Source organism: Sphingopyxis sp. Soil_C_28 (genome assembly GCF_057657055.1).
Genome location: NZ_JBDGJE010000003.1, coordinates 575,819 through 601,537, shown reverse-complemented (window position 1 = coordinate 601,537; position 25,719 = coordinate 575,819). Strand labels below are relative to the sequence as shown.

Below are 25,719 nucleotides of genomic sequence, written 5' to 3'. Positions count from 1 at the left end.
TGTATATGCCGTCGTTTGTCGAATGACCGCTTTCGGGCATCATGAGATCGCATCAGGAACGGCTGAGATGAGGCGCATTGCCGACACGCCCAAGGGTCAACGCGGATATCGAACCAAAGTCCTTATCGCATTCGCGAGCATGTCCATATCGCTCGCCTTGTTGAACAAGGCTGGCGTGATCCGGACACACGCGCCGCGCGCAGGACCGGTACGGTGTACTGAGAATATCCGGTGTTCATCGAGCAGGCGCTTCGCGACAGCCTTATTGTCGGCCTCGCTGGTGCGGCCCGCGAGGCGGAAGGATGTGATGCCGCCGTGGAGGCGCGGATCGGCCGGGGTCAATATCTCAATCCCCGGCGTTCCGCGCAGCGGCTCCGCCCAGCGATCGCGCAAATAGCGCAGGCGCGCCGCGCGCGGCGCATCGCCGATGCCGTCCTGGAAATCGAGCGCAGCGGGTACGGTGAGCTGGGCCGCGAAATCGACCGTGCCCGTATGCACACGCGCTTGGGTTGTCGCAGCGAACGGCGGGTCGTTGGCGATATCGGGGTCGATCAGGTCGACCTTCGTCTTGCGGATATATAGCGCACCGACGCCCAGCGGCGCGCCCATCCACTTGTGCAGGTTGAGCCCAACGAAGTCGGCGTCGAGATCGGGAAGCGAAAAGTCGAGCTGGCCCCAACTGTGCGCGGCGTCGACGATCGCATCGACGCCGCGGGCGCGCGCCATCTCCACGATTTCGCGAATTGGAACGACAAGGCCCGTCCGGTGGCTGAGGTGGGTGAGCAGGATCAGGCGGACGCGGGGGTTGGCCTTGAGTGCCGCTTCGTAACTGTCGATCAGCCCTTGATGCGTTGCAGGTTCGGGAAGCGCCATCCGCACGACATCGACGCCGCGGCTCTTCTTGAGCGAGTCGCAGCACGCCTGCATGCTGTCGTAATCGAGATCCGCATAGAGTACGGCGTCACCGGGGCGCAGCCGGTTATAGCCGCCGATCAGCGCCTTGAGTGCCTCGGTCGCGTTGCGGGTGAAGGCGATTTCCTCGGGCGCCACACCCAGCTTCGCCGCGACGCGCGCGCGAACCGCGATGAGGTCGGGGACAAGCCCGCGGCGCGCATAATAGCTCGTCGCGCGGTTCACCCGCCGGACGGCGGCTTCATATTGATCGAGCACGGGCCGCGCCATCATCCCCCAATTGCCGTTCTCAAGCTGGATGATGTCCTCGATCACGTCGTACTGCGCCGCGACCTTTGCCCAATGAGCCTCGTCGTCGGGCGGGGCGCCCACCGGCAGCGGCGCGGCTTCGGGCCGCCCCGCCACCGGCGCCGCCGCGGCGGCCATCAGCATCTGCCTCCGATTCAGCTCCACGCCCATCCCCTTTGCGTCAGAAGGTGATCCCGAGGCGGACATAATATTGACCGCCGTCGGTGTCATAGGGGGCATTGCGCGAATAGATGAGTCCACGCACCGCCTGATTGGTCGCTTCGTCGGGATAGGTGTCGAAGATATTCTCGGCCCCGGCGCGGATCGACAGATGATCGTTCAGTTGCACGCTCGCCGACAGATCGAACATCACCATCGATCCAAAACGCTGGAAGACCTCGCCCGTCGCGTTGCCACTGACGTCGGTCCACGCGCCATAATAGCGCGCGCGGCCCTGCAATCCGAAACGGCCGATCGTATAGCCGAGCGAAGCGGTGCCATTATGCTTGGGCAAGCGGTCTTCGAACAGCACCCGCTGCGTTTCATTCCCGATCGACGCGCTCGTGCCGCTCGTTACCCGTGTCTGGTTATAGTTGTAGGCCAGGCTGATGTCGGCCTTGCCCGGCCCGACGTCGCGCGCATAGGCGAGCACGACGTCGATCCCGCGCGTGCGCGTGTCGAAATCATTGGTGAAATAGGTGACCGCCGTGAACCGCTGCGGATTGGGCAGATTGGCCGGTACCGCAAACGTCCTCGACTGGCCGAAACGGTCGCGCAGCTTGATCTGATAGACGTCGATGCTGCCCGTCAGCCCGAAACCGGACTGGAAGGTCAGCCCCGCGGTCAGCGTGCGCGATTTTTCTGGGGTCAGAGGCTTGGCACCGAGCGCGATCGCGATCGGATCGTTCGGCGAGAGCCGCCCGGTGTTGAAAATCTGCAACGTTGTCGTGTCGAGTCCCTGACTGGTGGTGAGCGCGTTGAGCTGCGCCGGGGTCGGCGCACGGAAACCCGTCGAATAGGTCCCGCGCAGCGCCACGCCCGTCACGGGCTCAAGGCGCGCAGACAGCTTGTAGTTGAACGTGTCGCCAAAGGCCGAGAAATCCTCATAACGCCCCGCCGCGCCGAGCGTCAGCATCTCGACCGGCCGGACTTCGACATCGACATAGCCGGCATAGCTGGTCTGCGACCATTCGCCCGCGCTGAGCGGGCTGAAGCCCGGAAAGCCGTTGCTGTTCGGGGCGAGCCCCGTCGCCGCGCCGGGACCAATGGCATAGGATGCGGGATCGCCGGGCCGGATGGCGTAGGTTTCCTTGCGCCGTTCGGCACCGAACGCGATGTTCGCGGGTTCGGCCATGCCGAGCGACAGGCGATAGACGAAATCGGCGTTCAGGTTGAATTCGCGCTGCATCAACCGCCCGAGATAGAAGCTGGTCGGGCTGTCGGGGCCCAGCGAGGCATTGAGCGACTCGCTCATATTATAATTGATGCGGCTGCGCCCCAGCGCCGCGCTGAGGTCATAGGTGAACGCATCCCCAGCCTCGCCGCGCACGCCACCGGCAGTCTGGAAATCGTCGTATTTCGTCCCAAAGCGCGGTGTGAAACCGGCGGGATAGAGGGTTGAGAAACTGAAACCGGGGAATGCCGTACTCGGATTGTAGACGTTTCCGGTACCCACGGGGTTGCGCCAGTTGAAATCGGTCACCCCCTCGCCGTTGCCGACGGTGCCAAAGGCATAGACAGTCGCGCCATCGACAATCTCGTAATCGGCATTCACCGCGCCGCGCACCGACCTCAGGTCGGGCTGGCCCCAGCGCTGCACCGGGTTCGGGACGTCGAGGTTGGGGTTCGCCGCCTGGAACGCTTCGGCATCGGGCCGCTGCCGCGTGCGCGAGGTCGCGTCGGACTTTGAAAATTCGCCGGTGAAGACCAAAGTGCCGCGATCGCCGAGCGCGACGCCGCCCTGTCCACCGGTCTGGTAGCTTTCGCCGTCGCCTTCATAATAGCTCGAATATTGGCCGAACGCGGTCATGCCGGGCTGGTCGTCGAGGATGATATTGATCACGCCCGCGATCGCGTCCGACCCATATTGCGCCGATGCGCCGTCTCGCAGCACTTCGATCCGTTTGATCGCAAGGTTTGGAATGGTAGCGAGATCGGCGGCCTGCGCGCCGCGCGTGCCGAGTAAGGCCGAGCGATGATAACGCTTGCCGTTGACGAGGACGAGCGTCTGGTCGGGCGAGAGGCCGCGGAGCGTCGCGGGGCGGACGAACGCCTGCCCGTCAGCCGCCGGCAGGCGCTGGACGTTGAACGACGGCAGGAGCTGCGCGAGCGTGTCCGACAGATCGTTCGACACGCTGTTGTCGATCGCCCTGCCCGACAGGACGTCGATCGGGGCCAGCGTGTCGAACTGGGTTCGCCGTGCGTCGCGCGTGCCGGTGACGATGATCATGTCGCCCTCGACGCCTTCAGAGCCGGCCGGAGTCATCTCTTGGGCCGCGGCCACCGCGGGCGCAGCAAATTGCAGCGCGACAAGCGCGCAGGCGGTAAGGCTTTTCATGAATGCTCCTTGGATCTCGACGGGGGAGAGTTATGTTCTGGTTGCGGTCGCGCCCTAGGAATTCATTGTGACAAATAGGTGTCGATCGATGCGTTAGTGTGGATGAGGGGCACCTTCGGACCGCTGATCCCTTGCGAAAGGCAGCAAGGCGTATCCGGAAAGTCCGCGCGAATTGAGAGTCTGCTTTGAAGCACCCGGAGACAAGGCCGTTTGACCGGTCTGAGGCGCAAAGCGGACGTCAGTGGGGATGAAGAGCAGATGATGAAACCGTGGGCGGCACGAACAGGCCAAAGCACTATCCTTGAAAACCAGCAGCACGCGCGATGCCAAAGATATCGCAGGAGCGCCTCACCAAGGTCGTTCACTGAAATGATTGAGTTCACCAGAGCGCGCGCGTTTCCATCCATCGGAGCACATCGTTAATCTTAAAACGAGGCCTGGGCGCCCTGCCCCGGCTCAGATCATATTCTTTCGGAAAACCGACTGCTCGGTCACGACGGTAGCGGTCGATTGTGCGTCGAGACACGCGCGCGATTCGCGCGAATTCCTCGACGGTAAGGAACTCCCGATCACTCGGCGTCGCCGCATCGACCGATCGCGTCAGCGTCGCACCTTTCGCCATTTGCGCGAAGCCGCCATCGCTCTTGATAAAAGCGGACAGCATATATGGGATGAGGTCGCTAACCGCCTCGCGGGTACCATAAACCTCCTCATAGGCATTGGCATATTGCTGCAGTGCGCTAGCGAGTTCGGGAAGCATCTCAATCGTCATATTGGTCGACGTACGGTCGGGAAGCTTGGGGAGCTTAAGCTCGATCATGCAAATTAACTCCATGACCCGAGCGCAAATCAGCGTAGCCGAATACGTCACACCGAACTCGAATCATCGCGATTTACGCCGCGACAGGATGCCCTTTCTTCCGCAAATATGAGGCCAAAATACTCGCGAAAATACTCGCGTTTTTCACGTCCAAACGAGTCCAATTGTGTCCAGGTTTGACCAATAACCGCGAGACGCCGTCTCAAATTACGCGCAAATCTCCCAGTTCACCGCCGTTATGAGACTCTCGAAAAACCGCGGATTGCAGCCAAAATTGCGCCATAAATCGCCATTTCCGACACGCGGATTCACACTCCGCGTGTCGGGTCAAATGTTGATTTCAGATAACCATATGAAGATACTGAGTTTTTTCAAAAGGCCATGGGATCAGGATCAGAAAAAACGCTGCCAAAAGCCCGATTTTGCCGACAAATTCACGCTCGACGAAACTTTAAGTCTCGCCACCATATCTTTGATACGATTGAACATTTGGTAGCGGAGGAGGGACTCGAACCCCCGACACGCGGATTATGATTCCGCTGCTCTAACCAGCTGAGCTACTCCGCCCCGAAGGGTCGCCGCGACGGGCGAGCAGCGCCTATAGGCAGGGCGTCGCCCTTGGTCAATATCATGCACGCACTCCGCGAAAATTGCGCGCAAATGCCGATTGCCACGGCCCGCCGAGATAATGATGCGCCGCCACACCCGAGATGGTGAGCGCACGCGGCCGGAAGTTGGCGACCAGTTCGGCGAGCAGCGCCCGCGCCTCGGATGGCGCCACCTTGTTCTGGACGGTGATATGGAGCCGCGGCTGCCCCTGGTCCTGCGAGGTCAGCATACCGGTAAAGTGATCGGCGATGCGCTCGCGGACCTCAATCAGGTCAGGGCTGTCGATACGAAAGGCAACGCCGCCGCCAAGCGAATAGATTTCGCGCAGGCTGGCGACGGGCGGCGGGGTGTCGGCGACGATGCGGCGAATCAGCCGATCGAGTTCATCGAGACACGACGGCGGCAACTGGTGGAACAAGGTGATATGCGCCGTCAGATGATTGCGGTCGGGCGGGAAGTGCGCCGCGCGTAGATTGTTGAAATAATGCTGGTCCGCCGCACCCATCGTCGCGGTCACGATAATGGGTACGGCGCCAGCGGCCCGGTAGGGAGGGGGAAAGCCCGGCCCGGCTGATCCGAGAGGGGATGGGCGAGGCAGTTTCGGGGGAGTCTTGCCGTCGTCCATGGGACGCCCTTTCTCGATGCGCGAGCAATGGTCGAAATCGCCCATGCGATCCAATCGATTAATTGGCTTAGAATGATCGGCAATAGCGATCAGGTCAAAACCATCATGATTACAAATGTTTCCAGAAAGCCTTCAGCGCTGCGGCGACTTCGACGGGCCGCTGGGCAATCGCCCAATGCCCTGCCCCTTCGATCACCGTCAGTGGCGTGCCCGTGCTGGTGGCATAGCGCTGCGCGACGGAGAGATCGACATAGGGGTCGCCCTCGCCCCAGATCAGCGCACCATTCGCGGGCAATTTGGGAATATCGCGCGCCCAGTCATGCTCGAAGCTCAGCCCCTTTGCCGAACGGTACAGGCGCAGGATCGCGCGGCGCTTGTCCTTATTCGCCCACTGCGCCGCTTCTTCGCGCGCGATGTCGGCGGGCATGCCTTGCGCGGCAAGACCTTCGGCCAGCTTTGCCGGTTTGCTCAGCGCCATGAAGATCTCGCCGAGCACGGGGGTGTTCCAGATTCGCGCGACCCGGTGACCGCGATAATGCGGATCGATCACCGCGTTCGAAATCGCCCAGCTGCGGAGCAGATCGGGGCGCAGCATCGCTACGCGCTGCGCAATCAACGCGCCCCAGTCGTGGCCGATAATATCGATGGGGCCATGCAGCGCAAACAGCGCCTCCGCCTGCCCCACCGCCCAGTCGGCATAGGCCTCCTTTGTTGCAGGAAAGCCGGTCGGTAATGGCGCGGTAAAGCCGGGGAGTGCGGGAACGGCGACGGGCGTATCACCGAGGTCGAGCGCGGCGAGCAACGGACGCCAGATAGCTGGGCTGTCGGGAACGCCGTGGAGGAAGAGTTTGGCAGTCGTCATTCCATCTCCCCACGATCGCGCCGCAGCTGATACCATTTCTGCACATTCGCATTATGTTCGGCGAGGGTGCGCGCGAAGATGTGACCGCCATCGCCCTTGGCAACGAAAAACAGATAATCATTGGCTTCCGGGTCGAGCACCGCGGCAATCGACGCTTTGCCGGGGTTGGCAATGGGCCCCTTGGGAAGCCCGATCATGCTGTAGGTATTGTATCCGTTCACCGCCTGAATCTCGCTGCGCAAGATACGGCGCCCGAGCGGCTTGCCCTTGGTGATCGGATAGATGATCGTCGGATCAGCCTGAAGCCGCATACCGACGCCCAGCCGGTTGGTGTACACGCCCGCAACGGTGCGGCGCTCGGCGGCGACGCCGGTTTCCTTTTCGACGATCGAGGCGAGCGTCATCGCCTGATTGCGATCCTTTACCGCGGTCCGCGGCGTACGCTTGGCCCAAAGCTCGTTGAACGCCTTGTCCATCGCGGACTGCATGCGTTTCACCACCGCAGCGCGGTTTTCGCCTGTGGTGAAGGCGTAGCTGTCGGGAAGGATACTGCCCTCGGCCGGCACGGGAATTTCACCCTTCAGCCGCTTTTCCGCCATCAGCCTTTCCCACACCATGATCGAGGGCATGCCCTCCGGGATCATGACCAGGCGCTGGATCGTCTTGCCCGACTGGAACAACTCGAGAATGTCGCCTGCGTCCATCCCCTTTTCGATCTTGTATTCGCCGGGCTTGATCGGATCATCCGAGCCGAAGAAGCGCGCTTCGTTACGGAAGCTCGACGCCGAAACGAGGCCAGCCTTTTCGAGGATGTCCCCTGCCTTCGCGATGCTCGCGCCCGGCGGCACGACGATTTCGGCCTCCTTCGGCGAGCCGCCCGAACAGGCGGCTAGCAGCAAAGCCATGATTGTGATCGTTAGCCAGCGGAACGGATGCACCAGTTTCTCCCAAACTCGCCCGTAAGGAGACAAAAGATACGCATATACGCGCCCGGAATGTCTCTTTTGTCGCTTTAGGCCGGTGCCCGGCGACAGGGTGATAGAGCATGACGTTGAAATGTAGGAAAGAGGTTTTCATCCTCCCTGTGGCACAGTCATAGGGAGGTGGCAGCGCAAAGCGCTGACGGAGGACATTATGACGCAGCGTCGCAGCCCCTCCACCACCCGCTTTGCGGGCGGTCCCCCCCATGCCATCGGCACAGGGAGGATCTGGATATCAGTCGATCGCCTTGACGATGACGCTGGCGTTGGTGCCGCCGAAGCCGAAGCTGTTGTTAAGCGCGGCCTTGACCTTGCGCTTCTTTGCCGTGTGCGGGACGAGGTCGACACCCTCTGTGCCCTCGTCGGGATTGTCGAGGTTGAGCGTCGGCGGGACGATCTGGTCGCGGATCGCGAGGATGCAGAAAATCGTCTCGACCGCGCCCGCGCCGCCGAGCAGATGGCCGATGGCGGACTTCGTCGAGCTCATCGACACAGTGCTGATCGCATCGCCGAACAGGCGCTTCACAGCGCCGAGTTCGATCGTGTCAGCCATCGTCGAGGTGCCGTGGGCGTTGATATAGTCGATGTCGGCGGGGGTCATCCCTGCCTTTTTCAGCGCCATTTCCATCGAGCGGAAAGCGCCCGAACCATCGGGATGCGGCGCGGTGACGTGATAGGCGTCGCCCGACAGGCCATAGCCGACGACTTCGGCGTAAATCTTGGCGCCGCGCGCCTTGGCATGTTCGTATTCCTCGAGCACGACGACACCGGCGCCCTCGCCCATCACAAAGCCGTCGCGATCCTTGTCATAGGGGCGGCTGGCCTGCTCGGGACGGTCGTTATAGCTCATGTTCAGCGCGCGCGCCTGCGCGAAGCCGGCGATGCCGATCGGGCAGATCGTCGCCTCGGCGCCGCCCGCGAGCATGATGTCGGCATCGTCGTCGCGGATCATCCGCGCCGCGTCTCCGATCGAATGTGCACCGGTCGAGCAGGCGGTCACGACGGCGTGGTTAGGGCCTTGCAAGCCATATTTGATGCTGACCTGGCCCGAGATCAGGTTGATCAGGCGGCCGTGGACGAAATGCGGCGACACGCGGCCCGGGCCCTTTTCGGCGAGCAGCAGGCTTTCGCTTTCGATGCCCGGCAGGCCGCCGATGCCCGAACCGATCGAGCAGCCCGCGCGCAACTTCATCTCGTCGGACATATCCTCGAGACCCGCGTCTTCGATCGCCTGACCGGCCGCGTCGATGCCATAGATGATGAAGGGATCGACCTGGCGCTGCACCTTGTGGTCGACACGCTTGCCGGGGTCGAAACCATATTCATGGTCGGGGCCCTTGACCTCGCACGCGATCGTGCATTTCTGGTCGGACGCATCGAAATGAGTGATCGGACCCGCGCCCGATTTACTGGCGAGCAGGTTGGCCCAAACGGTTTCCACATCGGCGCCCAGCGGCGTCACCAAACCCAAACCCGTCACCACAACCCGGCGCATAGTCGTTCCTTTCGTCGGCCCCCACCGGGGACCTGCATCACATCAGTCGGCGCGCTTCTAGAGAAGCCCGGGCCATAAAAAAAGCTTCCCGGCCACTGCGCGCGAACGCTCGGGACCGGGAAGCCGGAAACGCGTGGGCGGCGTCGCCGCCGCGTCCGGCTATGCCGGACCGGGCCCAATTAGCCCTTGTTCGCTTCGATATAGTCGATCGCATCCTTGACGGTGGCGATCTTTTCCGCCGCATCGTCGGGGATTTCGACGCCGAACTCTTCTTCGAACGCCATCACCAGTTCGACGATGTCGAGGCTGTCGGCGCCCAGATCATCGATGAAGCTTGCTTCCTCGGTCACCTTGTCGGCTTCGACGCCCAGATGTTCGACGACGATCTTTTTTACCTTTTCGGCCGAATCGCTCATGCACAGTTCCTTTTTCTGACTATGTCGTGAATGTTGAAAATTGCCCTAGTGCCCGTGGGCGGGACTGGCAAGAGGGCTGGCATCGGCCAGTCCGTCTTCCGCAGCGATATAGGCTGAATGCGTCCCTTTCTGCCCCTCCGGCACCTGATCGCGGAGATAGGCAATGCAATCGCCCGGTTCAAGGTCGAACGGCCCGGATTGCGACATGTCGAGGCACTCAGGGCGCAGGTTTGACCGGAATAACCCCGGAATCGCGGAGCGCCGCCGAGGCGCGCTGGATCACCACCGGCGTGATGATGAAACGGCCGAGCACCCTTTCGGGCGTCGCATCGGCGGGCTGCCGCGTATAAGCGAGCAAGCGCTGCCACTGCGCGCGCCCTTCGGCGACCTGCCCCTGCCGCGCCAGCACGATCGCGCGCACCATCATATATTGCGGTTCCATATTGCTCGGCGACGGCATGCGGTCGAGAATCCCCAGCGCTTCTTCCTGTTCGCCGCGCTGCGACAGGGTGAACGCCAGCGTAACCGCGGGAACGCCGGGGTAGGACGAATCGAGCTGCAGCGACCGGCGGAGCAAAACCTCTCCCTCGGGCCCCTTTCCGCACGTCAGTTTGAACAGTCCGAGAAAGCCCGACATGTCGGGGTCATAGGGATTGAGCGCAATCGCGGCGTCGCCCATCGCGCTGCCGCCCGCACAATTGCCCGCATAGAAATTGGAACGCGCCATCGCGAACAGGCCAGCCGCCGAATTCGGGCTGCTTTCATAGGAGCGCTGCGCCAAGGCGCGCGCTTCGCCCAGCGCCTCGCGGCCCGCCGGGGTCATACGCTGCGGTTGCCAGTCGCCAAAGCGGACGAGCGACAGCGCCGTGAGTGCGACGGGATCGCGCGGATTGGCCTTGATCGTCGCGCGAAGACATGTGTCGACCTGTTTTGCCGTCGCCGTGCTGCGCATCTGCCGCATCCGGTTGAACTGCGCGAGGCACGGGAAACCCGGTGAAAAATTGTCCGGCTGGCGCTGGACCTGATCGCGCACGATCACACCATAATCCCCGGCCAGCTGGGCGATCAGCGGCTCGATCGCCGCAAACTCCGGTGTTTCTTCGCTGGTCAGGCGGAGCTGCTGCGACCAGATGGCGCGCTGGTCGGCGACGCGGTTGAGGACAAGCGTGACGTCTGTATTGCCCTCGACCGTCCGGACCAGCGAGGTGTCGAGCCGATAGTCGCTGGTGCCGATGGCCGCGCTGCCGGGTGCCTTCGAACTCAACAGGTCGACGAGATCGAAGCGCCGCAGCCCGTCGCGCAGCTTGCCGTCGAGCGCGCGCGCAAGAGCACGCGACTCAGGCAAATTACCGGCAACGGGCGCACTGACCTCGACCAGCGGGACCGGCACCGGATCACCGCCGAACAATTGGCCTGAACCGCCACGAAGCGTCCAGAGGGTAAAAAGCGCAACCGCAAGGAGGACGAGCACGACCACCCATCGGCCAAAGCGGGGCCCGCGATCGCGCGGCCGTCGCGCGCCGCCGGGCGCTGGCGGGTGGCCGGCGCCCGCCGCCACGGTTGCGGCCTTGACGTCACCATCGCCCGCCGCGTCGTCGACCGATCGCGCCGCAGGCGGCGCGGAGCGATATTGGACGACGACTTCATAGCTGCCCTGCGGGACACGGAGGCGATGCACCCATGGCGTATCGGCATAATAGCGATCGAGCAGGCTGCGCAGCCGCCCCACCATGACGCGCGGATAGCTGTCCACCGCGGGGTCGAAATCTTCGCTGCGGCCCAGCGCCTCGGTTGCGATCGCATAGGCCTTGGGTGAGCTGCGGCCCCCGCGAAGGCGATGCTCCACAAGGAATTGCAGCAGGCGCGACAGCACCGGCGACCGGATGAACATCGGCGAATCGAGCAGCGATCCAAGCTCCCCGGCAATGATCCGGTCGATCTCGCCGGGGTCCTGTGTCTCGTTCGCTTTCGCCTGGTCCATGCTACCCTCAAATACCCCTGACGGGCGGTGCGGTAGATACGCCAATCAGCCAGCACGGCCACCCATTGTTACTTTGACGTAACGGTAACAAGGAAGCCTTAGACCATATCAGAAGAAAAGCGCCTCGCCAATCCGCAAGGAAAAAGGCGAAATCCGGTTAAGGATTGGTTATCAAACGGCAACATTTGGCCATGTGACCCCTTGTAACTGCCCCGCCGACGAAACTCTGTCATTCTTTCAAGCGTCGCGGCATTCCTACGATGGCGCGGCGTGAAGCCAAAAGGCGAAAGGTGCGAGCTGGTCCCTGGCACCCTTCGATCCCCCTCAGGCTTCATTTTTAGACTTCGCCGGGCGGCCAGACAGCCCCACCTGTTTTGTCGCCCGGCAAGTCGACCTTCCCATCATGCAGAACGACGCTCCCGCTCAGGGGGCATTGCCGTGCGGCGACATAGCCGCGCATCGCATCCGTCTGCGCCGCACATATAAAAAGGGGCGCCAGTTTTCACTGACGCCCCTCGCCATTTTTCGAAAAGCGCGAAGGCTCAGGTCGCCGCCGGTGCCTTGCACGGACCGGTGTGGCTGCTGGTCATCTGCATGACCATTTCCATGTCACCGCCGGTCGGGACCTTGCCCTTGGTGGTGATGGTGACGTCGCTCTTCTTGGCTTCCATCGTGCCTGCCATCTTCATATCGACCGTCTGGCCGTTGGCTTTGCAGGTTCCGGCGATATCGATCTTGCCGCCCGCGATGTCCTTTTTCGACCAGGTGCACTCGCCACCATTGCCGGGACCCTTGGCGAGTTCGGCCGCGATGTCTTCCTTGTCGACCTGCTCCTGCGTGAAGCACTGCTCCATGCCGCTGGCGCCTTCCATCATCTTGGCCATGCCGTCCTTCATTTCGGCGGGCATGCCGGGAACTTCGAACTTCACCAGCTTGACGTCGGTTTTCCAGTTGCCGGCTTCGCGCTTCACCGGGCCGCTGGCGTTTTCGCTCTTTCCGCAACCCGATACTGCGATGAGGGCGCCGATGGCGGCGACCGTCAGAAATTTCTTCATACCCTGTCTCCTGTGACTATTCATTTGGGGGTTCTGTTTTGATTCATTGCGATTGTGGACCCGCCCCATCGATACCATATTGGCAGCAATGGCAATTCAGATTCGTACATCGCTCGATGAAATCGACACGGCGGAGGGCTATGTCCCCCACCGTCCCGCCCGCCCCGACAAGATCGAAGGCGGCAAGCGATTCGAACTAGTTAGCGAATATGAGCCCGCGGGCGATCAGCCGACGGCGATCAAGGAACTCGTCTCGACCGCGCTCGATGGCGAGCGCGATCAGGTGCTGTTGGGGGTGACCGGATCGGGCAAGACCTTCACGATGGCGAAGGTGATCGACGAGCTGCAGCGCCCTGCGCTGATCCTCGCCCCGAACAAGATCCTCGCGGCGCAGCTCTATGGCGAGTTCAAGAGCTTTTTCCCGAACAATGCGGTCGAATATTTCGTCAGCTATTACGACTATTACCAGCCCGAGGCCTATGTGCCGCGGTCGGACACCTATATCGAGAAGGAAAGCTCGGTAAACGAAGCGATCGACCGCATGCGGCACTCGGCGACGCGCGCGTTGCTGGAACGCGACGATGTGATCATCGTCGCTTCGGTGTCGTGCCTTTACGGCATCGGGTCGGTCGAGACCTATTCGGCGATGATCTTTGATCTGAAAAAGGGTCAGGTCGCCGACAATCGCGAAATCATCCGCAAGCTCGTCGCGCTGCAATATAAGCGCAACGATCAGGCGTTTGCGCGCGGCAATTTCCGGGTGCGCGGCGACAGCCTGGAAATCTTCCCGTCGCACTATGAAGATATGGCGTGGCGGATCAGCTTCTTTGGCGACGAGATCGAGGAGATCACCGAATTCGACCCGCTGACGGGCAAGAAGATCGCCAATCTCAACTATGTCCGCGTCTATGCGAACAGCCACTATGTGACTCCCGGTCCGACGCTGAAGCAGGCGAGCGAAGCGATCCGGCACGAGTTGACCGAGCGGCTAAAGGAACTCGAAGCCGAAGGCCGCCTGCTCGAGGCGCAGCGGCTCGAACAGCGCACCAATTTCGACCTCGAGATGATCGCGGCGACGGGAAGCTGCGCCGGGATCGAGAATTACAGCCGCTTCCTGACCGGCCGCCTTCCCGGCGAACCGCCGCCGACCCTGTTCGAATATCTGCCCGACAACGCGCTCCTGTTCGTCGACGAAAGCCACCAGACGATCCCGCAGATCGGCGCGATGTCGAAGGGCGATCACCGCCGCAAGATCACGTTGGCCGAATATGGCTTCCGCCTGCCGAGCTGCATCGACAACCGGCCGCTGCGTTTCGCCGAATGGGACATGATGCGCCCGCAAACGGTCAGCGTGTCGGCGACGCCCGGAACGTGGGAGATGGACCGCACGCAGGGCGTCTTCGCCGAACAGGTGATCCGTCCCACCGGGCTGATCGATCCGCCGGTCGAGATCAAGCCCGTCGAAGAGCAGGTCGACGACCTGATCGTCGAGGCGAAAAAGACCGCCGCGGCGGGATATCGCACGCTCGTCACGACGCTCACCAAGCGGATGGCCGAGGATCTGACCGAGTTCCTCCACGAGGCGGGACTCAAGGTCCGCTACATGCACTCGGACGTCGAGACGCTGGAGCGCATCGAGATCATCCGCGACCTCCGGCTCGGGGTGTTCGACGTGCTCATCGGGATCAACCTGCTGCGCGAAGGGCTCGACATTCCCGAATGCGGGCTCGTCGCGATCCTCGACGCCGACAAGGAGGGCTTTCTGCGCAGCGAGACCAGCCTCGTCCAGACGATCGGCCGCGCTGCACGCAACGTCGACGGCCGCGTTATCCTCTACGCCGACCGCATTACCGGCAGCATGGAACGCGCGATGCGCGAAACCGATCGCCGCCGCGAAAAGCAGACCGAATATAATGTCGAGCATGGCATCACCCCGACGACGATCAAGCGCAACATCGGCGACATCATTGCGCATGTTGCGTCGAAGGATCAGGTGACGATCGACATCGGCGACGACAAGCCCGCGCATATGGTCGGGCACAATCTGCGCGCGTACATTCAGGACCTCGAAAAGAAGATGCGCGATGCCGCCGCCGACCTGGAGTTCGAGGAAGCGGGGCGGCTCCGCGACGAAATCCGCAAGCTGGAGGCGGACGAGCTTGGGCTGCCGGCGGGCGAACAGGTCGCGCCGCGGGTTGGGAGATCGAACGAGGGCAAGCCCGGGACGCGCAAGGGGCGGTTTGGCAAGCAGAGCAAGACGAAGTGGGGGCGTTAGCCGGCCCTTCGACAAAAGCCCCTTTGTAACCGACAAGTAGCCTTGCCGCCTCGCCGCGCGCTGCATAGGGTTGCGCCGCAATCGGGGAGATATATGCATGAAATCGGGTCTGTCGCTCATCGCCTTGGCGCTTGCCGCTACCGCGCCTGCTGCGCTGCACGCGCAGGACAAGCCTGACGACAAGGCGAAGGCCGAAAAGCCCGCCGATTACGAACCCCAAGTCCGCACCACCAGGCTGTCGGGAACCTTTGGCGGCCAGCGGATCAACTATGCCGCGACGATCGGCGAGACGATCATCAAGAACAAGGATGGCGTACCCGAAGTCGCTGTCGTCACGACTTCCTACATCAAGGAACCGCGCGACCCCGGCCGGCCGATTACTTTCCTGTTCAACGGCGGCCCGGGGTCGGGCACCGTGTGGCTGATGATGGGCGCGTTCGGGCCGAAGCGCGTCGCAATCCCCGGCACCGGCGTCGACGATGGCGCCCCGCCCTATCCGATCGTCGACAATCCCGATGCGTTGATGGACGTCACCGATGTCGTCTTCATCGATCCGCCGGGCACCGGTTTCTCGCACCTGATCGGCAAGGCCGACCCCAAGGATTATTACGGCGTCACGCAGGACGCGAAGCTGGTCGCCGAGGTGATCCGCCGCTGGCTCAACGACAATGGTCGCTGGAACAGCCCCAAATATCTGGGCGGCGAAAGCTATGGCACGACGCGCTCCGCCGCAGTCGCGAACCAGTTGATGAACGAGACGTACAACGACGTTGCCTTGAACGGCATCATCCTGATCTCGACCGTCCTCGATTTTGCCGCAGGCGCAGACACGCCCGGCAACGAGCTCTCGCAGATCACCAACCTGCCGTCGATGGCGGCGACCGCACTTTATCATGGCAAGGCAAGCGCGCCGTCGGTGGAGGCGTTCGTCGAGGAAGCGCGGCAATGGGCGATCGGGCCTTATGCGACGGCGCTGCTCAAGGGTCAGAAGTTGCAGGGCGAAGAGCGCGCCGCCATCCGCCGCGAGCTCGCGCGCTTCACCGGGCTCAGCGAAACCTATCTCGACAGTGCCGACCTGCGCGTCACGCCGAACCGTTTCTACAAGGAACTGCTCCGCGACCGCGGGTTGACCGTCGGGCGGCTCGACAGCCGTTATACCGGCAAGGATTATGACAGCGCGGGCGAAGGCCCCGACAACGACCCCAGCTTCTATGGCATCGACGCGAGCTATACCGCCGCGATCAACAGCTGGAGCCGCGACGGGCTGGGGTTCAAGACCGACCGCGAATATCAGTCGATCGGCCGGATCGGCGGGCAGTGGGACTGGCGGATCGGCGACCGCGACACCAACTCTTATCTGAACGTCGCGCCCTATATCGGGCAGGCGCTGCGCGAGAATTCGGGGCTGAAAGTGCTGGTCGCGCAAGGCTATTATGATTTTGCGACGCCCTTTTTCGCGGCCGAATATGCGCTGTCACGCACCGGTATTCCGCAGGATCGCATCAGCTATACCTATTATGGCGCGGGCCACATGATGTATATCCGCGACGAGGATCGCCACAAATTGTCCGCCGACATCCGCGCCTTCATTCGTTCGCGGTAACGGGGTCAGGGGCGCCTACGGGGCGCCCCTTTTGTTTTTCAGCGCAGAACGCCCCTCGCCTTCATTGCGCGCGCATAGAAGAAGAGCGCGATGGCCACGATCCAGATGACACCGAGGAACATCAGCACGCCTTCACCGAACAGCGCCTGATATTCTTTCGCCTGCATGCCGACCTGATAAAGGCTCATGATCGCGAGGCCGACCAGCGACAGGGCAAAAGCGGAAACGGCATACCGGCTGCGAAGCAGCAGCAACAGTGATCCCGCCATCGCCCCCCATACGCCAAGCGCCCAGCCCGTATCGGCCCACAGCGGATAGGCATCGACCCAGGCGATCTGCTCGGGTTTCAGCGCTGCGCCTTCGAGATACCAGGCCGCTTTGGTTTTGAAACCGACATAGTCGGAGACCGGAATGCAATGCCACAGAAACGATGCGATGCCGACGACCCAAAGGTGCCACGGCGTTTTCACGGCTTCGGTCATATTCGTCTCCCCCTCCAGAAAGATCGCACAAGATTACCAGTTTTTACCGCTGCGGCAAGCCAGGTGACATAGAAATATAACACACCGATTGCGCGGGCTGAACCGCGGATGACGCCGCGGACCGGCGAAGACGCTTGGCAAGCCGCCGCCAAATCGCGATACGCACGGCCATGTGTGTCGTCGCTCTTGCCTGGCAGGTTCATCCCCGCTGGCCGCTCATCCTGATCGGAAATCGCGACGAGTTTCACGCGCGCCCAGCAGCGCCCCTCGCGGAATGGGATGACAACAGCGGCATTGTGGCCGGACGCGACCTGCAGGCGGGCGGCACCTGGCTTGGGGGTCACCGGCCCAGCGGACGGATCGTGGTGGTGACCAACGTCCGCGGCGCGGCGCCCGATCCCGCAAAGGAATCGCGCGGTGCGCTCGTCGTCGACATGCTGCGCGGCGACGGCCGCTTTGCAAATCCGGCGGCCGCCGATCTTGATCGGTTCAACGCGTTCAACCTGTTCGCTGTAGGCGACGATGGCGCGCGATTGCTGACCAACCGGCCCGAACCGCTGATCGCCGCGCTCGCGCCCGGCGTCCATGCGCTCGCCAATGAACCCGTGGGCGAGCCGTGCCCGCGCGCCGAACGGCTGCGTGCAGCCCTTACGGCTGTTGTGACGGCCGACGCGGCTCCCGAAGCCCTGCTCGACATGCTGATGGCCGAGGACGGCCCTGCGCTGTTCCTGCGCGGCGATGTCTATGGCACCCGCGCTTCGACACTCGTGACGGTGTCCGCCGACGGCATTGTACAGATGACCGAACGCCGATACGAAGCGGGCGGCCGCTCCATCGGAACGACCGCCCTCGAATTTCGGATCGGCTGAGCCGGGCGCGCCTTATTTCGGCGCGATCACCATCAGCATCTGACGGCCTTCGGTGCGCGGATGCGCCTCGACCTTCGCGATTTCCGAGGTCAGTTCGGCGACGCGCTGGAGCACGTTGAGGCCGAGCTGGGTGTGGCTCATTTCGCGGCCGCGGAAGCGCATGGTCATCTTGACCTTGTCGCCTTCGCCGAGGAAATCGAAGACCTTCTTCATCTTGGTGTCGAAATCATGATCGTCGATATTCGGACGCATCTTGATCTCTTTGATTTCCTGCGTCTTCTGGCTCTTGCGTGCGAGGTTCGCCTTTTTCTGCGCCTCGTACTTGAACTTGCCGACGTCGAGGAATTTGCACACCGGCGGATCGGCGTTGGGAGATACTTCCACCAGATCCATGCCGACGGAAGCCGCCTGCTCAATCGCTTCGGCCGTCAGCATCACGCCCAGATTTTCGCCTTCCTCGTCGATCACGCGGACTTTGGGGGAGGCGATAAATTCATTGTAACGCGGGCCGTTTTTAGGCGGCATCGGTGCCATTGGGCGACGGGTCATGGGCGGTGGTATAGCTGTATCTCCTGAATCATTTACACATAGGCGTTCGTCAAAAATGGACGTGCAGCATCGACGCAAAAACACGCGTGGTGGTCATATAGTGATCGCGGCGCCGTCGTAAAGGCCGCCCCGCGCATTCGGCACCGATTTTCGGCTCAACTGTGGCTAGTCTGCCACTACCATTTGGTCGGTGCGGGATCGACGACGCGGAAACCACCCGCGCCAATCTCGCTGACCTCGAGGGCGCGAACCGCGATGCCGCGGTTGTTGAAGCGAAAGATGCCGTCGATGCCGCCGAAACCGTCGGCCGCGAGCAGCCGCGCCGCAGGGAAATTGGTCCCGGGTTTCCAGTCGCGCGCAATGCGCACCGTCAGCAACACCGAATCATACCCCAGGCTAGCCAGCCGGTACGGCGCCTTGCCGAAACGGGTACGATATTTGGTCGCGAGCTGACCATAGAGACCGTCGGACACGCTGGCGAACCACGACCCGCGCATCACCGCGTTGCCGCCGAGCGCCGCGTCGGTGTTCCAAAGTTCGGTGCCCAGGATTTGCCGCGCGCCCGCGCTCTTGATGACGGGCACCGCGCGGATGGCGTTGCCACCGCTGTCGGCAACTAGCACCGCGTCGATTGCACCGGCGTTGGCGATCCGCCGCGCCGCACCGGTCAGCGCTGTCGCGCTGCGGTCATAGCTTTCGACCGCGACGAGCGTGCCGCCCGCCTCGGCCACGGCGGCACGAAAAGCAGCGGCCGAGCGGTCGCCATAGACATTCTTCGGCACCAGAGCGCCGAAACGCTGATGCCCCTTCGCGCGCGAGAAAGCGACCACGCGCTCGACCGACTGGCCGGGGACAAAACCCATGATGAAGACGCCGTTGCCGGCGACGCCGCTGTCGTTCGAGAAGCTGAGCACGGGCACCTTCGCATCGCGCGCGATCGGCGCGACGGCGGTGACGTCTTCGCTCAGCAGCGGGCCGAGGATCAGCTTGTTGCCGTCGGCGACCGCCTGCCGCGCCGCCGCTGCCGCGCCAAGCGCGGTATCATAGGTTGTGATGCGGACGCGCTCGGTGCGCGAATCGAGCAATGCGAGCGTCGTCGCATTGGCGATCGCCATGCCGACGTCGGCGTTGGGGCCCGTCTGCGGGACGAGCAGCGCGACGCGGTGACGATCGGTATCGGTCGGAAGGCCGGGGCCGACATTGTCGTCGGGCCTGGTCGGCGGCGGCGGGGTTGCGGGGCCGTTCGACTTTGGCACCACCTGACACGCCGCGAGCACCCCTGCCATCGCCACCGCACCGAGACCGCGCAAGATTTGCCGACGCGGCGATGCATTAACTTGGCGCTGGACGGCAGTTTCTGCCATTTTCGGCGTCATGCCAGATTCGAACATCTCAGATTCTCCCTTGCCCGGTCTCTATATCGTTGCAACGCCCATCGGCAACCTTGGCGACATCAGTGCGCGCGCCGCGACGGCGCTCGCCTCCGCCGGCGTGATTGCCGCAGAGGATACGCGCGTGACCGCGAAATTGCTGTCGCATCTGGGTTTGCGTGTGCCGATGACCCCCTATCATGATCATAGCGACGAACGCACCCGCGCCGCGCTGGTTGCGCGCATGGAGGGCGAAATTGTCGTTTTGGTGTCGGATGCGGGAACCCCGCTGATTTCGGACCCCGGCTATAAGCTCGTTCGCGATGCAAGAGCGGCGGGCCGGCATGTCACCACCCTGCCCGGCCCGTGCGCCGCGATCGCCGCGATCACGCTGTCGGGATTGCCGAGCGACCGCTTTCTGTTCGCGGGGTTTCTGCCGAACAAGGCCAAGGCGCGCGCCGACACGCTGGCAGAATTCGCCGGGCTGCGCGCGACATTGGTATTCTACGAAAGCGGGCCGCGGCTATCGGCGTCGCTCGCGGCCATGGCTGAAGGGCTGGGTAATCGCGAGGCAGCGGTCGCGCGCGAGATCAGCAAGATGTTCGAGGAATGCGTGACGGGCACGCTCACCGACCTTTCTGTGCGCTACGCCGATGCGCCGCCGAAGGGCGAGATTGTCGTCATCGTCGGCCCGCCCGGCGAAGCGGCTACCGAGGAAGCCGACGACGATACGCTCGATGCGGCGCTGCGCGAGGCGATGGCAGACAAGCCCGTCGCACAGGCGGCCAAGGCCGTCGCCAAGCGCTTCGGGCTCGACCGCCATGACGTCTACGCGCGCGCGCTCACGCTGAAAGAGCAGGCTTGAAGCGCGCCGCCGCCGAAGCGCGCGGGCGCCGCGCCGAACGCCGCGCCGCCTGGTGGCTGCGCCTCCACGGCTGGCGCATCCTCGGCGAACGGCTGCGCGTTCCCGTCGGCGAGGTCGATCTTGTCGCGCGGCGCGGCCGCACTGTCGCCTTCATCGAGGTCAAATGGCGCGACCGCGCCGCCGACCTCGACCTCGCGATTGACCATTATCGCCTGCGCCGCGTCGCCGCCGCGGCCGAAATGCTGCGCCCACGCTTCGCCGGGCCGCGCGATGACATCAGGATCGACGTGATGCTCCTTGCGCCAAGGCGCCTGCCACGCCATCTGGTCCACGTCTGGCAACCCTGAGGAAGATAGAATGACCCTGCGCGCCGCGGTACAAATGGACCCGATGGATGATATCAACATCGGGGGCGACAGCAGTTTCCACCTGATCCTGAAGGCACTCGAGCGCGGCTACGAACTGTACCATTACGACGTGCGGGGCCTGACGTGGGAGGCCGGGCGGCTGACGACGAAGGCGAACCGCATTCTCGCGGCGCAACGCGATCCGGGCGCCCACTATAAATTTGGCGATGAAATACTGCTCGATCTCGGCCGCGACATCGACGTCGTGCTGATGCGGCAGGATCCGCCCTTCGACCTTGGCTATCTCACCGGTACCTGGCTGCTCGAGCGCATCGCGAACGAGACGCTCGTCGTGAACGACCCGGTTTCGGTGCGCAACGCGCCCGAAAAGGTGTTCGTGCTCGATTTCCCCGAGTTCATGCCGCCGACGATGGTGACGCGCAGCCTCGACGCGGTGAAGGATTTTCAGGCGCGCCACGGCGCGCTGGTGATCAAGCCGCTCCACGGCAATGGCGGCAAGGCCGTGTTCAAGATCGATGCCGATGGCGGCAATCTCGGCGCGCTGGTCGAGCTGTTCGGGCAGGTGTGGCCCGAACCCTTCATGGTCCAGCAGTTCCTGCCGAGCGTGTCGAAGGGCGACAAGCGCATCGTGCTGGTCGACGGCGAGGTCGCGGGCGCGATCAACCGCAAGCCCGGCGAAGGCGAGTTTCGTTCGAACCTCGCGGTCGGCGGCTATGCCGAGGCGGCCGAGCTCACGCCGCGCGAGCAGGAGATTTGTGACGTCTTGGGGCCGCAGCTGCGCGAACGCGGGCTCGTGTTCGTCGGCATCGACGTGATCGGCGGCGAGTGGCTGACCGAAATCAACGTCACGTCCCCGACTGGAATTGTCGCGATCGACCGCTTCAACAACAGCGATACCGCGGGAATGATCTGGGATGCGATAACACGGCGGATCGGCTGACGCCTCCGCGCGTTCTTCTGCCATGACCGACTTCATCCTGAACCTGATCCAGAGCTGGGGCTATATGGGGATTTTCATCCTCATGTTCCTCGAAAATGTGTTCCCGCCGATTCCGTCCGAGGTGATCATGGGGCTCGGCGGCATCGCAGTGTCCAAGGGCCATTTCGATTTCTGGACGCTCGTCGCGGTCGCGGTCGCGGGGACGACCGCGGGCAACTGGATCTGGTACGGCATCGGCCGCTGGATCGGTTATGAACGGCTGAAACCCTTCATCGATCGCCATGGGCGCTGGCTGACGCTCGATTGGGGCGAGGTCGAGCGGCTGCACGCCTTCTTCCTGAAATATGGCCCCGCGATCGTTTTCGTCGCACGCTTCATGCCCGTCGCGCGGACGATGGTGTCGCTGCCCGCGGGCATGGTGAAGATGAACCAGGCGAAGTTCCTGCTCTGGACCGCCGCCGGTTCGACGATCTGGATTGCGGCGCTTGCGGGCGCGGGCAACTGGTTCGGCGGGAAGTTCGCCAATCTGGACGCCTTTGTCGGCCCCGTCGCGCTGGTCGCGATCGGATCGCTCGTGGTCGTTTATATCTACCGCGTGATTACCTGGAAGCCGAGGCAGACCGGCTAGGCCCGCGGATGCGCGCTGCGATAGATGTCGAGCAAATGCGCAGCATCGACCGCGGTATAGACCTGCGTCGAGGCGAGGCTCGCGTGACCGAGCAATTCCTGCAGGCTGCGCAGATCCGCCCCACCCGCGAGCAGATGCGTCGCAAAACTATGTCGCAGCGCATGCGGCGTCGTCCGTTCGGGAAGCCCCAAAGCGCGCCGCGCCGACCTCACGCTCGCGCGGATCACCCCGGGCGCGAGCGGTCCTCCGCGCGCGCCTACAAACAACGCCCGATCCTTCGCGATCGGATAAGGGCAGGCATCGACATATCGCGCTACGGCCTTCTGTACCGCGGGCAGGATCGGCACGATCCGCGTCTTGTTGCGCTTGCCGGTCACGCGTAGCGTCTCGCCGAGCGGCAGCGCCGCACCAGTCAGCGACAGGGCTTCGCCAATACGCAGCCCCGCGCCATAGAGCAGCAGCAGCAGCGCAAAATCACGCGCACCGACCCATCCCTGCCGCGCATTGTCCTCGACATCCTGCGCCAGTGCGATCGCTTCGGCGGGCGAGACCGGCCGCGGCAGGCCCTTCTTGACGCGAGGGCCGCGCATTTGCGGCACGCTGGCGTTTGACCCGCCCACGAAACGCAGGAAACCCCGTAACGCCGAAAGCTCGCGTGCGGCCGACGCATTGCCGAGGCCTTCGGCGCGGCGCGTCGCGAGATAGGAGCGCAGATCGTTGGGGGTCAGCGCCTTCAACATGCCTGCATCGACCGCCCCGCCACGATGCCGCGACAGAAAGGCGCAGAAACGCTCGGCGGTCGCGATATAGGCGCGGCGCGTATGCTCCGACCGGCGCTTCTCATGCGCCAGATGGGCATCCCAGTCGCGGATCAGATCCTGTGCCAAACGTCGATCCCACCGCCATTAAATAGGGACTGTCCCTATTTAATTGGCACCTGTCTCACGCCGGCAAATGCCCGTCGAATTAAATAGGGACTGTCCCTATTTAATTGGCTCGCGCAGCGAACGAAGAACCGCAACCCTAGTTGGTTTTGACCACCTCGGAAAGTATGCTGTCGAGCAAGAGGATGCCGTCATCGGTCACCAGGAGCCGGTCGCCGTCCTGCCGCATCAGCCCCTGCCCCGCGAGCCGCGCCACTGCGCCCGTATCGACGAACGCCGCGCGCGCCAGCCCGCTGCGCGTCTCGATCCGCGCCAGGTCGATCCCTTCGGTCAGCCGCAATCCCATCAGCATTGCCTCGGTCGCGCGTTCGTGCGCGGGAAGGTCGCTTTCGACCTTCAACCCATGGCCATTGCGCTCCACCGCCGAAATGAAATTCTCGGGTTTTTTGTGCCGCTCGGTCGCTTGCCCCAGACGCCGGCCGTGCGCGCCGGGGCCGACGCCGGCGTAATCGGCATAGCGCCAGTAAGCGAGATTGTGGCGGCTTTCCTGCCCGATGCGCGCATGGTTCGACACCTCATAGCGCGGCAGGCCCGCAGACTGCGTCATCGCTTGCGTCGTGTCGAACAGGTCGGCGGCAGCATCCCCGTCAGGAATAGTGAGATCGCCCTTCGCGGCGAGCGTCGCAAAGCGCGTGCCCGGCTCGATCGTAAGCTGGTAGAGCGAAAGATGATCGGTGCCAAAGGCAAGCGCGGCGGCCAGTTCGCTTTCCCACGCTGTCATCGACTGGCCGGGGCGCGCATAGATCAGGTCGAAACTGACGCGCGCAAAATGCTCCTGCGCCATCGCGATGGCGCGCCGCGCCTCATCCTCGCTGTGTGCGCGGCCAAGAAATTCAAGCACTTCGGAATCGAAGCTCTGAACACCTATCGAAACGCGGTTCACGCCCGCTGCGGCAAGATCGGCGAAATTGGCGACCTCGACCGAATTGGGATTGGCCTCCAGCGTGATCTCGACGTCGTCGGTCAGCCCCCATTGGGCTTCGGTCGCCGCGATCACCGCCGCAACGGTTTCGGGCGGCATCAGGCTGGGCGTACCGCCACCGAAGAAAATCGACCCGACGCGGCGATCGGGCAGCAAACCCGCCTCATGCCGCAGATCGGCAAGCAACGCGTCGCGCCACATCGCCTGATCGACGCTCTCACGCACATGGCTGTTGAAGTCGCAATAGGGGCATTTCGACACGCAAAACGGCCAATGGACATAAAGGGCGAGCGGTTCGGCCATGACGCCATATAAGGCCCGCGCCGAGGATGTCAGTAGCGCCGGCATGCCGTCCGCCAGTTGACGTCCCGCCGTTGCCGCTTCACTAGCGTAAGATGCCAGCCACGACAATCAAACTGTCAGGCCTGTTTCTGGCCTTTTCGATCATCGCGCCCGCGGCCGCTGAGGATTCTTCACCATTTGACTGCCTACCGATCGAAGCCGGCGACCGAGGCACGCCCGTCATCCGCGCGAAGGTCAACGGTCAAGGCCCGTTCGCCTTTGTGCTCGACACCGCCGCCAGCGGGACGACGCTCGATCCCGAGCGGACCGAGAAACTGGCCCTGCCGATCGATCCGGCGACGGAGCAGGCGCACGGCATGGGGGGCGAAATTACGGTCCATTTCCATCGCGTACGGTCGATCACCGCGGGTCCGCTGACGCTTCGCGACTTCACCATACCATCGCTGCCAGCCCCCGCATTCGAAAGCCACGATATCGCCGGACTTGCCGGCGTCGATCTGTTCGGCGACCGACTGACAATGTGGAATTCGACAAGTTCCTGTGTCCGTGTGGCGCCGAGCGGGACGTTGCCCGATGCCGGCGCATGGCGGCCCATTGAGGCGAACTGGCTGCAACCTTGGAAAATCATGCTTCCCGTACGGATCGGCGGCGTGGCGGGTTGGGGACTGCTAGACACCGGCGCACAACATAGCGTGCTCAATCCGGCTTTTGCCGATGCGATCGGACTGACCGGAACGCGACTGCGCCCGAGCGGAACAATCACGGGCATCGATGGCCGCGAAATGCCGCTGATGGAGGGCGACATCCGGTCAGTGGCAATCGGCCCGTGGCATTGGGACGACCGCCGCGTCCGGGTCGGCGCCCTGCCCGTCTTTGGCCGCCTATCCGCAGCGGGCGATCATCTGATGATCCTGGGGATCGACTGGCTGCAGTCGGAAGGCTTTGCCGTCGATTATGGTAAGCAGCGGATCTGGCTGTTGGACCGTACGCCCCACTGAACT

23 protein-coding genes and 1 tRNA gene are annotated in these 25,719 nt (G+C 63.2%); 8 read left to right on the top strand and 16 right to left on the bottom strand.

Translation table 11 applies throughout. The features are described 5' to 3' along the window. Positions 1-96 precede the first annotated feature (96 nt). From AC3A43_RS16405 to AC3A43_RS16355, 11 genes are all read right to left on the bottom strand, one after another. Positions 97-1,365, bottom strand: coding sequence for an aminotransferase class V-fold PLP-dependent enzyme (locus AC3A43_RS16405; protein WP_487793612.1), 1,269 nt, complete (start codon positions 1,363-1,365; stop codon positions 97-99). A gap of 16 nt (positions 1,366-1,381) precedes the next feature. Next, positions 1,382-3,757 carry a TonB-dependent receptor plug domain-containing protein gene (locus AC3A43_RS16400; RefSeq protein ID WP_487793611.1) on the bottom strand — a complete coding sequence of 792 codons (2,376 nt, stop codon included), beginning with the start codon at positions 3,755-3,757 and terminating at the stop codon, positions 1,382-1,384. 379 nt (positions 3,758-4,136) lie between these two features. Continuing rightward, positions 4,137-4,577 carry a DUF2274 domain-containing protein gene (locus AC3A43_RS16395; RefSeq protein WP_487793610.1) on the bottom strand — a complete coding sequence of 147 codons (441 nt, stop codon included), beginning with the start codon at positions 4,575-4,577 and terminating at the stop codon, positions 4,137-4,139. Positions 4,578-5,067: 490 nt separating this feature from the next. Then, positions 5,068-5,144: transfer RNA gene (locus AC3A43_RS16390), tRNA-Met, on the bottom strand. Positions 5,145-5,205: 61 nt separating this feature from the next. Beyond that, on the bottom strand, positions 5,206-5,691 hold the full coding sequence (locus tag AC3A43_RS16385; RefSeq protein ID WP_487793788.1) for a 2'-5' RNA ligase family protein: 486 nt from the start codon (positions 5,689-5,691) through the stop codon (positions 5,206-5,208). A gap of 229 nt (positions 5,692-5,920) precedes the next feature. Then, on the bottom strand, positions 5,921-6,673 hold the full coding sequence (locus tag AC3A43_RS16380; RefSeq protein WP_487793609.1) for an alpha/beta fold hydrolase: 753 nt from the start codon (positions 6,671-6,673) through the stop codon (positions 5,921-5,923). Next, entirely contained in the window at positions 6,670-7,578 is a 909-nt protein-coding gene (gene mltG, locus AC3A43_RS16375) for an endolytic transglycosylase MltG (protein WP_487793608.1), read from the bottom strand. The genes AC3A43_RS16380 and mltG overlap by 4 nt, the downstream gene beginning before the upstream one ends. A 310-nt stretch (positions 7,579-7,888) precedes the next feature. Beyond that, positions 7,889-9,148 carry a beta-ketoacyl-ACP synthase II gene (fabF, locus tag AC3A43_RS16370; protein WP_487793607.1) on the bottom strand — a complete coding sequence of 420 codons (1,260 nt, stop codon included), beginning with the start codon at positions 9,146-9,148 and terminating at the stop codon, positions 7,889-7,891. 179 nt (positions 9,149-9,327) lie between these two features. Beyond that, positions 9,328-9,564, bottom strand: a complete 237-nt coding sequence (locus tag AC3A43_RS16365; RefSeq protein WP_003039428.1) for an acyl carrier protein — start codon at positions 9,562-9,564, stop codon at positions 9,328-9,330. A gap of 217 nt (positions 9,565-9,781) precedes the next feature. Next, positions 9,782-11,545, bottom strand: coding sequence for a tetratricopeptide repeat protein (locus AC3A43_RS16360; protein WP_487793606.1), 1,764 nt, complete (start codon positions 11,543-11,545; stop codon positions 9,782-9,784). A 542-nt stretch (positions 11,546-12,087) separates the two neighbouring features. Next, a complete protein-coding gene (locus AC3A43_RS16355) occupies positions 12,088-12,600 on the bottom strand; it encodes a DUF3617 domain-containing protein (protein ID WP_487793605.1) in 513 nt (170 codons plus the stop codon). Between the two features lie 88 nt (positions 12,601-12,688). On the opposite strand from AC3A43_RS16355, the gene uvrB reads away from it, so the two are divergent. After that, positions 12,689-14,875 (top strand): excinuclease ABC subunit UvrB, encoded by a 2,187-nt coding sequence (uvrB, locus tag AC3A43_RS16350; RefSeq protein ID WP_487793604.1) that lies wholly within the window; start codon positions 12,689-12,691, stop codon positions 14,873-14,875. Between the two features lie 97 nt (positions 14,876-14,972). Next, a complete protein-coding gene (locus AC3A43_RS16345; RefSeq protein ID WP_487793603.1) occupies positions 14,973-16,478 on the top strand; it encodes a S10 family peptidase in 1,506 nt (501 codons plus the stop codon). Positions 16,479-16,516: 38 nt separating this feature from the next. Here AC3A43_RS16345 and AC3A43_RS16340 read toward each other — a convergent pair whose 3' ends face one another. After that, positions 16,517-16,960, bottom strand: coding sequence for a hypothetical protein (locus AC3A43_RS16340; protein ID WP_487793602.1), 444 nt, complete (start codon positions 16,958-16,960; stop codon positions 16,517-16,519). Positions 16,961-17,130: 170 nt separating this feature from the next. On the opposite strand from AC3A43_RS16340, the gene AC3A43_RS16335 reads away from it, so the two are divergent. Continuing rightward, positions 17,131-17,829, top strand: a complete 699-nt coding sequence (locus AC3A43_RS16335) for an NRDE family protein (protein WP_487793601.1) — start codon at positions 17,131-17,133, stop codon at positions 17,827-17,829. Between the two features lie 12 nt (positions 17,830-17,841). Here AC3A43_RS16335 and infC read toward each other — a convergent pair whose 3' ends face one another. Beyond that, on the bottom strand, positions 17,842-18,378 hold the full coding sequence (infC, locus tag AC3A43_RS16330; protein WP_487793600.1) for a translation initiation factor IF-3: 537 nt from the start codon (positions 18,376-18,378) through the stop codon (positions 17,842-17,844). Between the two features lie 176 nt (positions 18,379-18,554). After that, complete coding sequence (locus AC3A43_RS16325; protein WP_487793787.1) at positions 18,555-19,742, bottom strand: penicillin-binding protein activator; 1,188 nt, start codon at positions 19,740-19,742, stop codon at positions 18,555-18,557. Positions 19,743-19,752: 10 nt separating this feature from the next. Here AC3A43_RS16325 and rsmI point away from each other — a divergent pair, with 10 nt between their 5' ends. Genes rsmI through AC3A43_RS16305 form a run of 4 tightly spaced genes read left to right on the top strand, consistent with a single transcriptional unit; the run spans position 19,753 to position 22,549 of the window. Further along, complete coding sequence (rsmI, locus tag AC3A43_RS16320) at positions 19,753-20,613, top strand: 16S rRNA (cytidine(1402)-2'-O)-methyltransferase (protein ID WP_487793599.1); 861 nt, start codon at positions 19,753-19,755, stop codon at positions 20,611-20,613. Then, positions 20,610-20,960, top strand: a complete 351-nt coding sequence (locus AC3A43_RS16315; protein ID WP_487793598.1) for a YraN family protein — start codon at positions 20,610-20,612, stop codon at positions 20,958-20,960. Before rsmI ends, AC3A43_RS16315 begins: the two co-directional genes overlap by 4 nt. A 10-nt stretch (positions 20,961-20,970) precedes the next feature. Continuing rightward, the gene (gshB, locus tag AC3A43_RS16310; protein WP_487793597.1) at positions 20,971-21,921 is read left to right on the top strand and encodes a glutathione synthase; all 951 of its coding nucleotides are present in this window, start codon (positions 20,971-20,973) and stop codon (positions 21,919-21,921) included. Positions 21,922-21,943: 22 nt separating this feature from the next. Next, on the top strand, positions 21,944-22,549 hold the full coding sequence (locus AC3A43_RS16305; protein WP_487793596.1) for a DedA family protein: 606 nt from the start codon (positions 21,944-21,946) through the stop codon (positions 22,547-22,549). Here the strand turns inward: AC3A43_RS16305 and AC3A43_RS16300 are convergent. Both AC3A43_RS16300 and hemW read right to left on the bottom strand, forming a co-directional pair. Further along, the gene (locus AC3A43_RS16300; RefSeq protein WP_487793595.1) at positions 22,546-23,436 is read right to left on the bottom strand and encodes a tyrosine recombinase XerC; all 891 of its coding nucleotides are present in this window, start codon (positions 23,434-23,436) and stop codon (positions 22,546-22,548) included. The two genes, AC3A43_RS16305 and AC3A43_RS16300, sit on opposite strands and share 4 nt — an antisense overlap. Positions 23,437-23,572: 136 nt before the next feature. Beyond that, on the bottom strand, positions 23,573-24,718 hold the full coding sequence (hemW, locus tag AC3A43_RS16295; RefSeq protein ID WP_487793786.1) for a radical SAM family heme chaperone HemW: 1,146 nt from the start codon (positions 24,716-24,718) through the stop codon (positions 23,573-23,575). 92 nt (positions 24,719-24,810) lie between these two features. On the opposite strand from hemW, the gene AC3A43_RS16290 reads away from it, so the two are divergent. Next, a complete protein-coding gene (locus tag AC3A43_RS16290; RefSeq protein ID WP_487793594.1) occupies positions 24,811-25,716 on the top strand; it encodes a retroviral-like aspartic protease family protein in 906 nt (301 codons plus the stop codon). The last annotated feature ends 3 nt before the right edge of the window (positions 25,717-25,719 follow it).

Excerpts from the sequence above, each read along its gene's own strand:
- AC3A43_RS16380 (WP_487793609.1), bottom strand. The coding sequence starts at position 6,673 with ATGACGACTGCCAAACTCTTCCTCCACGGCGTTCCCGACAGCCCAGCT.
- AC3A43_RS16360 (WP_487793606.1), bottom strand. The coding sequence starts at position 11,545 with ATGGACCAGGCGAAAGCGAACGAGACACAGGACCCCGGCGAGATCGAC.
- infC (WP_487793600.1), bottom strand. The coding sequence starts at position 18,378 with ATGACCCGTCGCCCAATGGCACCGATGCCGCCTAAAAACGGCCCGCGT.
- fabF (WP_487793607.1), bottom strand. The coding sequence starts at position 9,148 with ATGCGCCGGGTTGTGGTGACGGGTTTGGGTTTGGTGACGCCGCTGGGC.
- AC3A43_RS16325 (WP_487793787.1), bottom strand. The coding sequence starts at position 19,742 with ATGGCAGAAACTGCCGTCCAGCGCCAAGTTAATGCATCGCCGCGTCGG.
- AC3A43_RS16395 (WP_487793610.1), bottom strand. The coding sequence starts at position 4,577 with ATGATCGAGCTTAAGCTCCCCAAGCTTCCCGACCGTACGTCGACCAAT.
- AC3A43_RS16365 (WP_003039428.1), bottom strand. The coding sequence starts at position 9,564 with ATGAGCGATTCGGCCGAAAAGGTAAAAAAGATCGTCGTCGAACATCTG.
- gshB (WP_487793597.1), top strand. The coding sequence starts at position 20,971 with ATGACCCTGCGCGCCGCGGTACAAATGGACCCGATGGATGATATCAAC.
- mltG (WP_487793608.1), bottom strand. The coding sequence starts at position 7,578 with ATGGCTTTGCTGCTAGCCGCCTGTTCGGGCGGCTCGCCGAAGGAGGCC.
- rsmI (WP_487793599.1), top strand. The coding sequence starts at position 19,753 with ATGCCAGATTCGAACATCTCAGATTCTCCCTTGCCCGGTCTCTATATC.
- uvrB (WP_487793604.1), top strand. The coding sequence starts at position 12,689 with ATGGCAATTCAGATTCGTACATCGCTCGATGAAATCGACACGGCGGAG.
- AC3A43_RS16400 (WP_487793611.1), bottom strand. The coding sequence starts at position 3,757 with ATGAAAAGCCTTACCGCCTGCGCGCTTGTCGCGCTGCAATTTGCTGCG.
- AC3A43_RS16335 (WP_487793601.1), top strand. The coding sequence starts at position 17,131 with ATGTGTGTCGTCGCTCTTGCCTGGCAGGTTCATCCCCGCTGGCCGCTC.
- AC3A43_RS16385 (WP_487793788.1), bottom strand. The coding sequence starts at position 5,691 with ATGGGTGCGGCGGACCAGCATTATTTCAACAATCTACGCGCGGCGCAC.
- AC3A43_RS16290 (WP_487793594.1), top strand. The coding sequence starts at position 24,811 with ATGCCAGCCACGACAATCAAACTGTCAGGCCTGTTTCTGGCCTTTTCG.
- AC3A43_RS16355 (WP_487793605.1), bottom strand. The coding sequence starts at position 12,600 with ATGAAGAAATTTCTGACGGTCGCCGCCATCGGCGCCCTCATCGCAGTA.
- AC3A43_RS16340 (WP_487793602.1), bottom strand. The coding sequence starts at position 16,960 with ATGACCGAAGCCGTGAAAACGCCGTGGCACCTTTGGGTCGTCGGCATC.
- AC3A43_RS16305 (WP_487793596.1), top strand. The coding sequence starts at position 21,944 with ATGACCGACTTCATCCTGAACCTGATCCAGAGCTGGGGCTATATGGGG.
- AC3A43_RS16345 (WP_487793603.1), top strand. The coding sequence starts at position 14,973 with ATGAAATCGGGTCTGTCGCTCATCGCCTTGGCGCTTGCCGCTACCGCG.
- hemW (WP_487793786.1), bottom strand. The coding sequence starts at position 24,718 with ATGGCCGAACCGCTCGCCCTTTATGTCCATTGGCCGTTTTGCGTGTCG.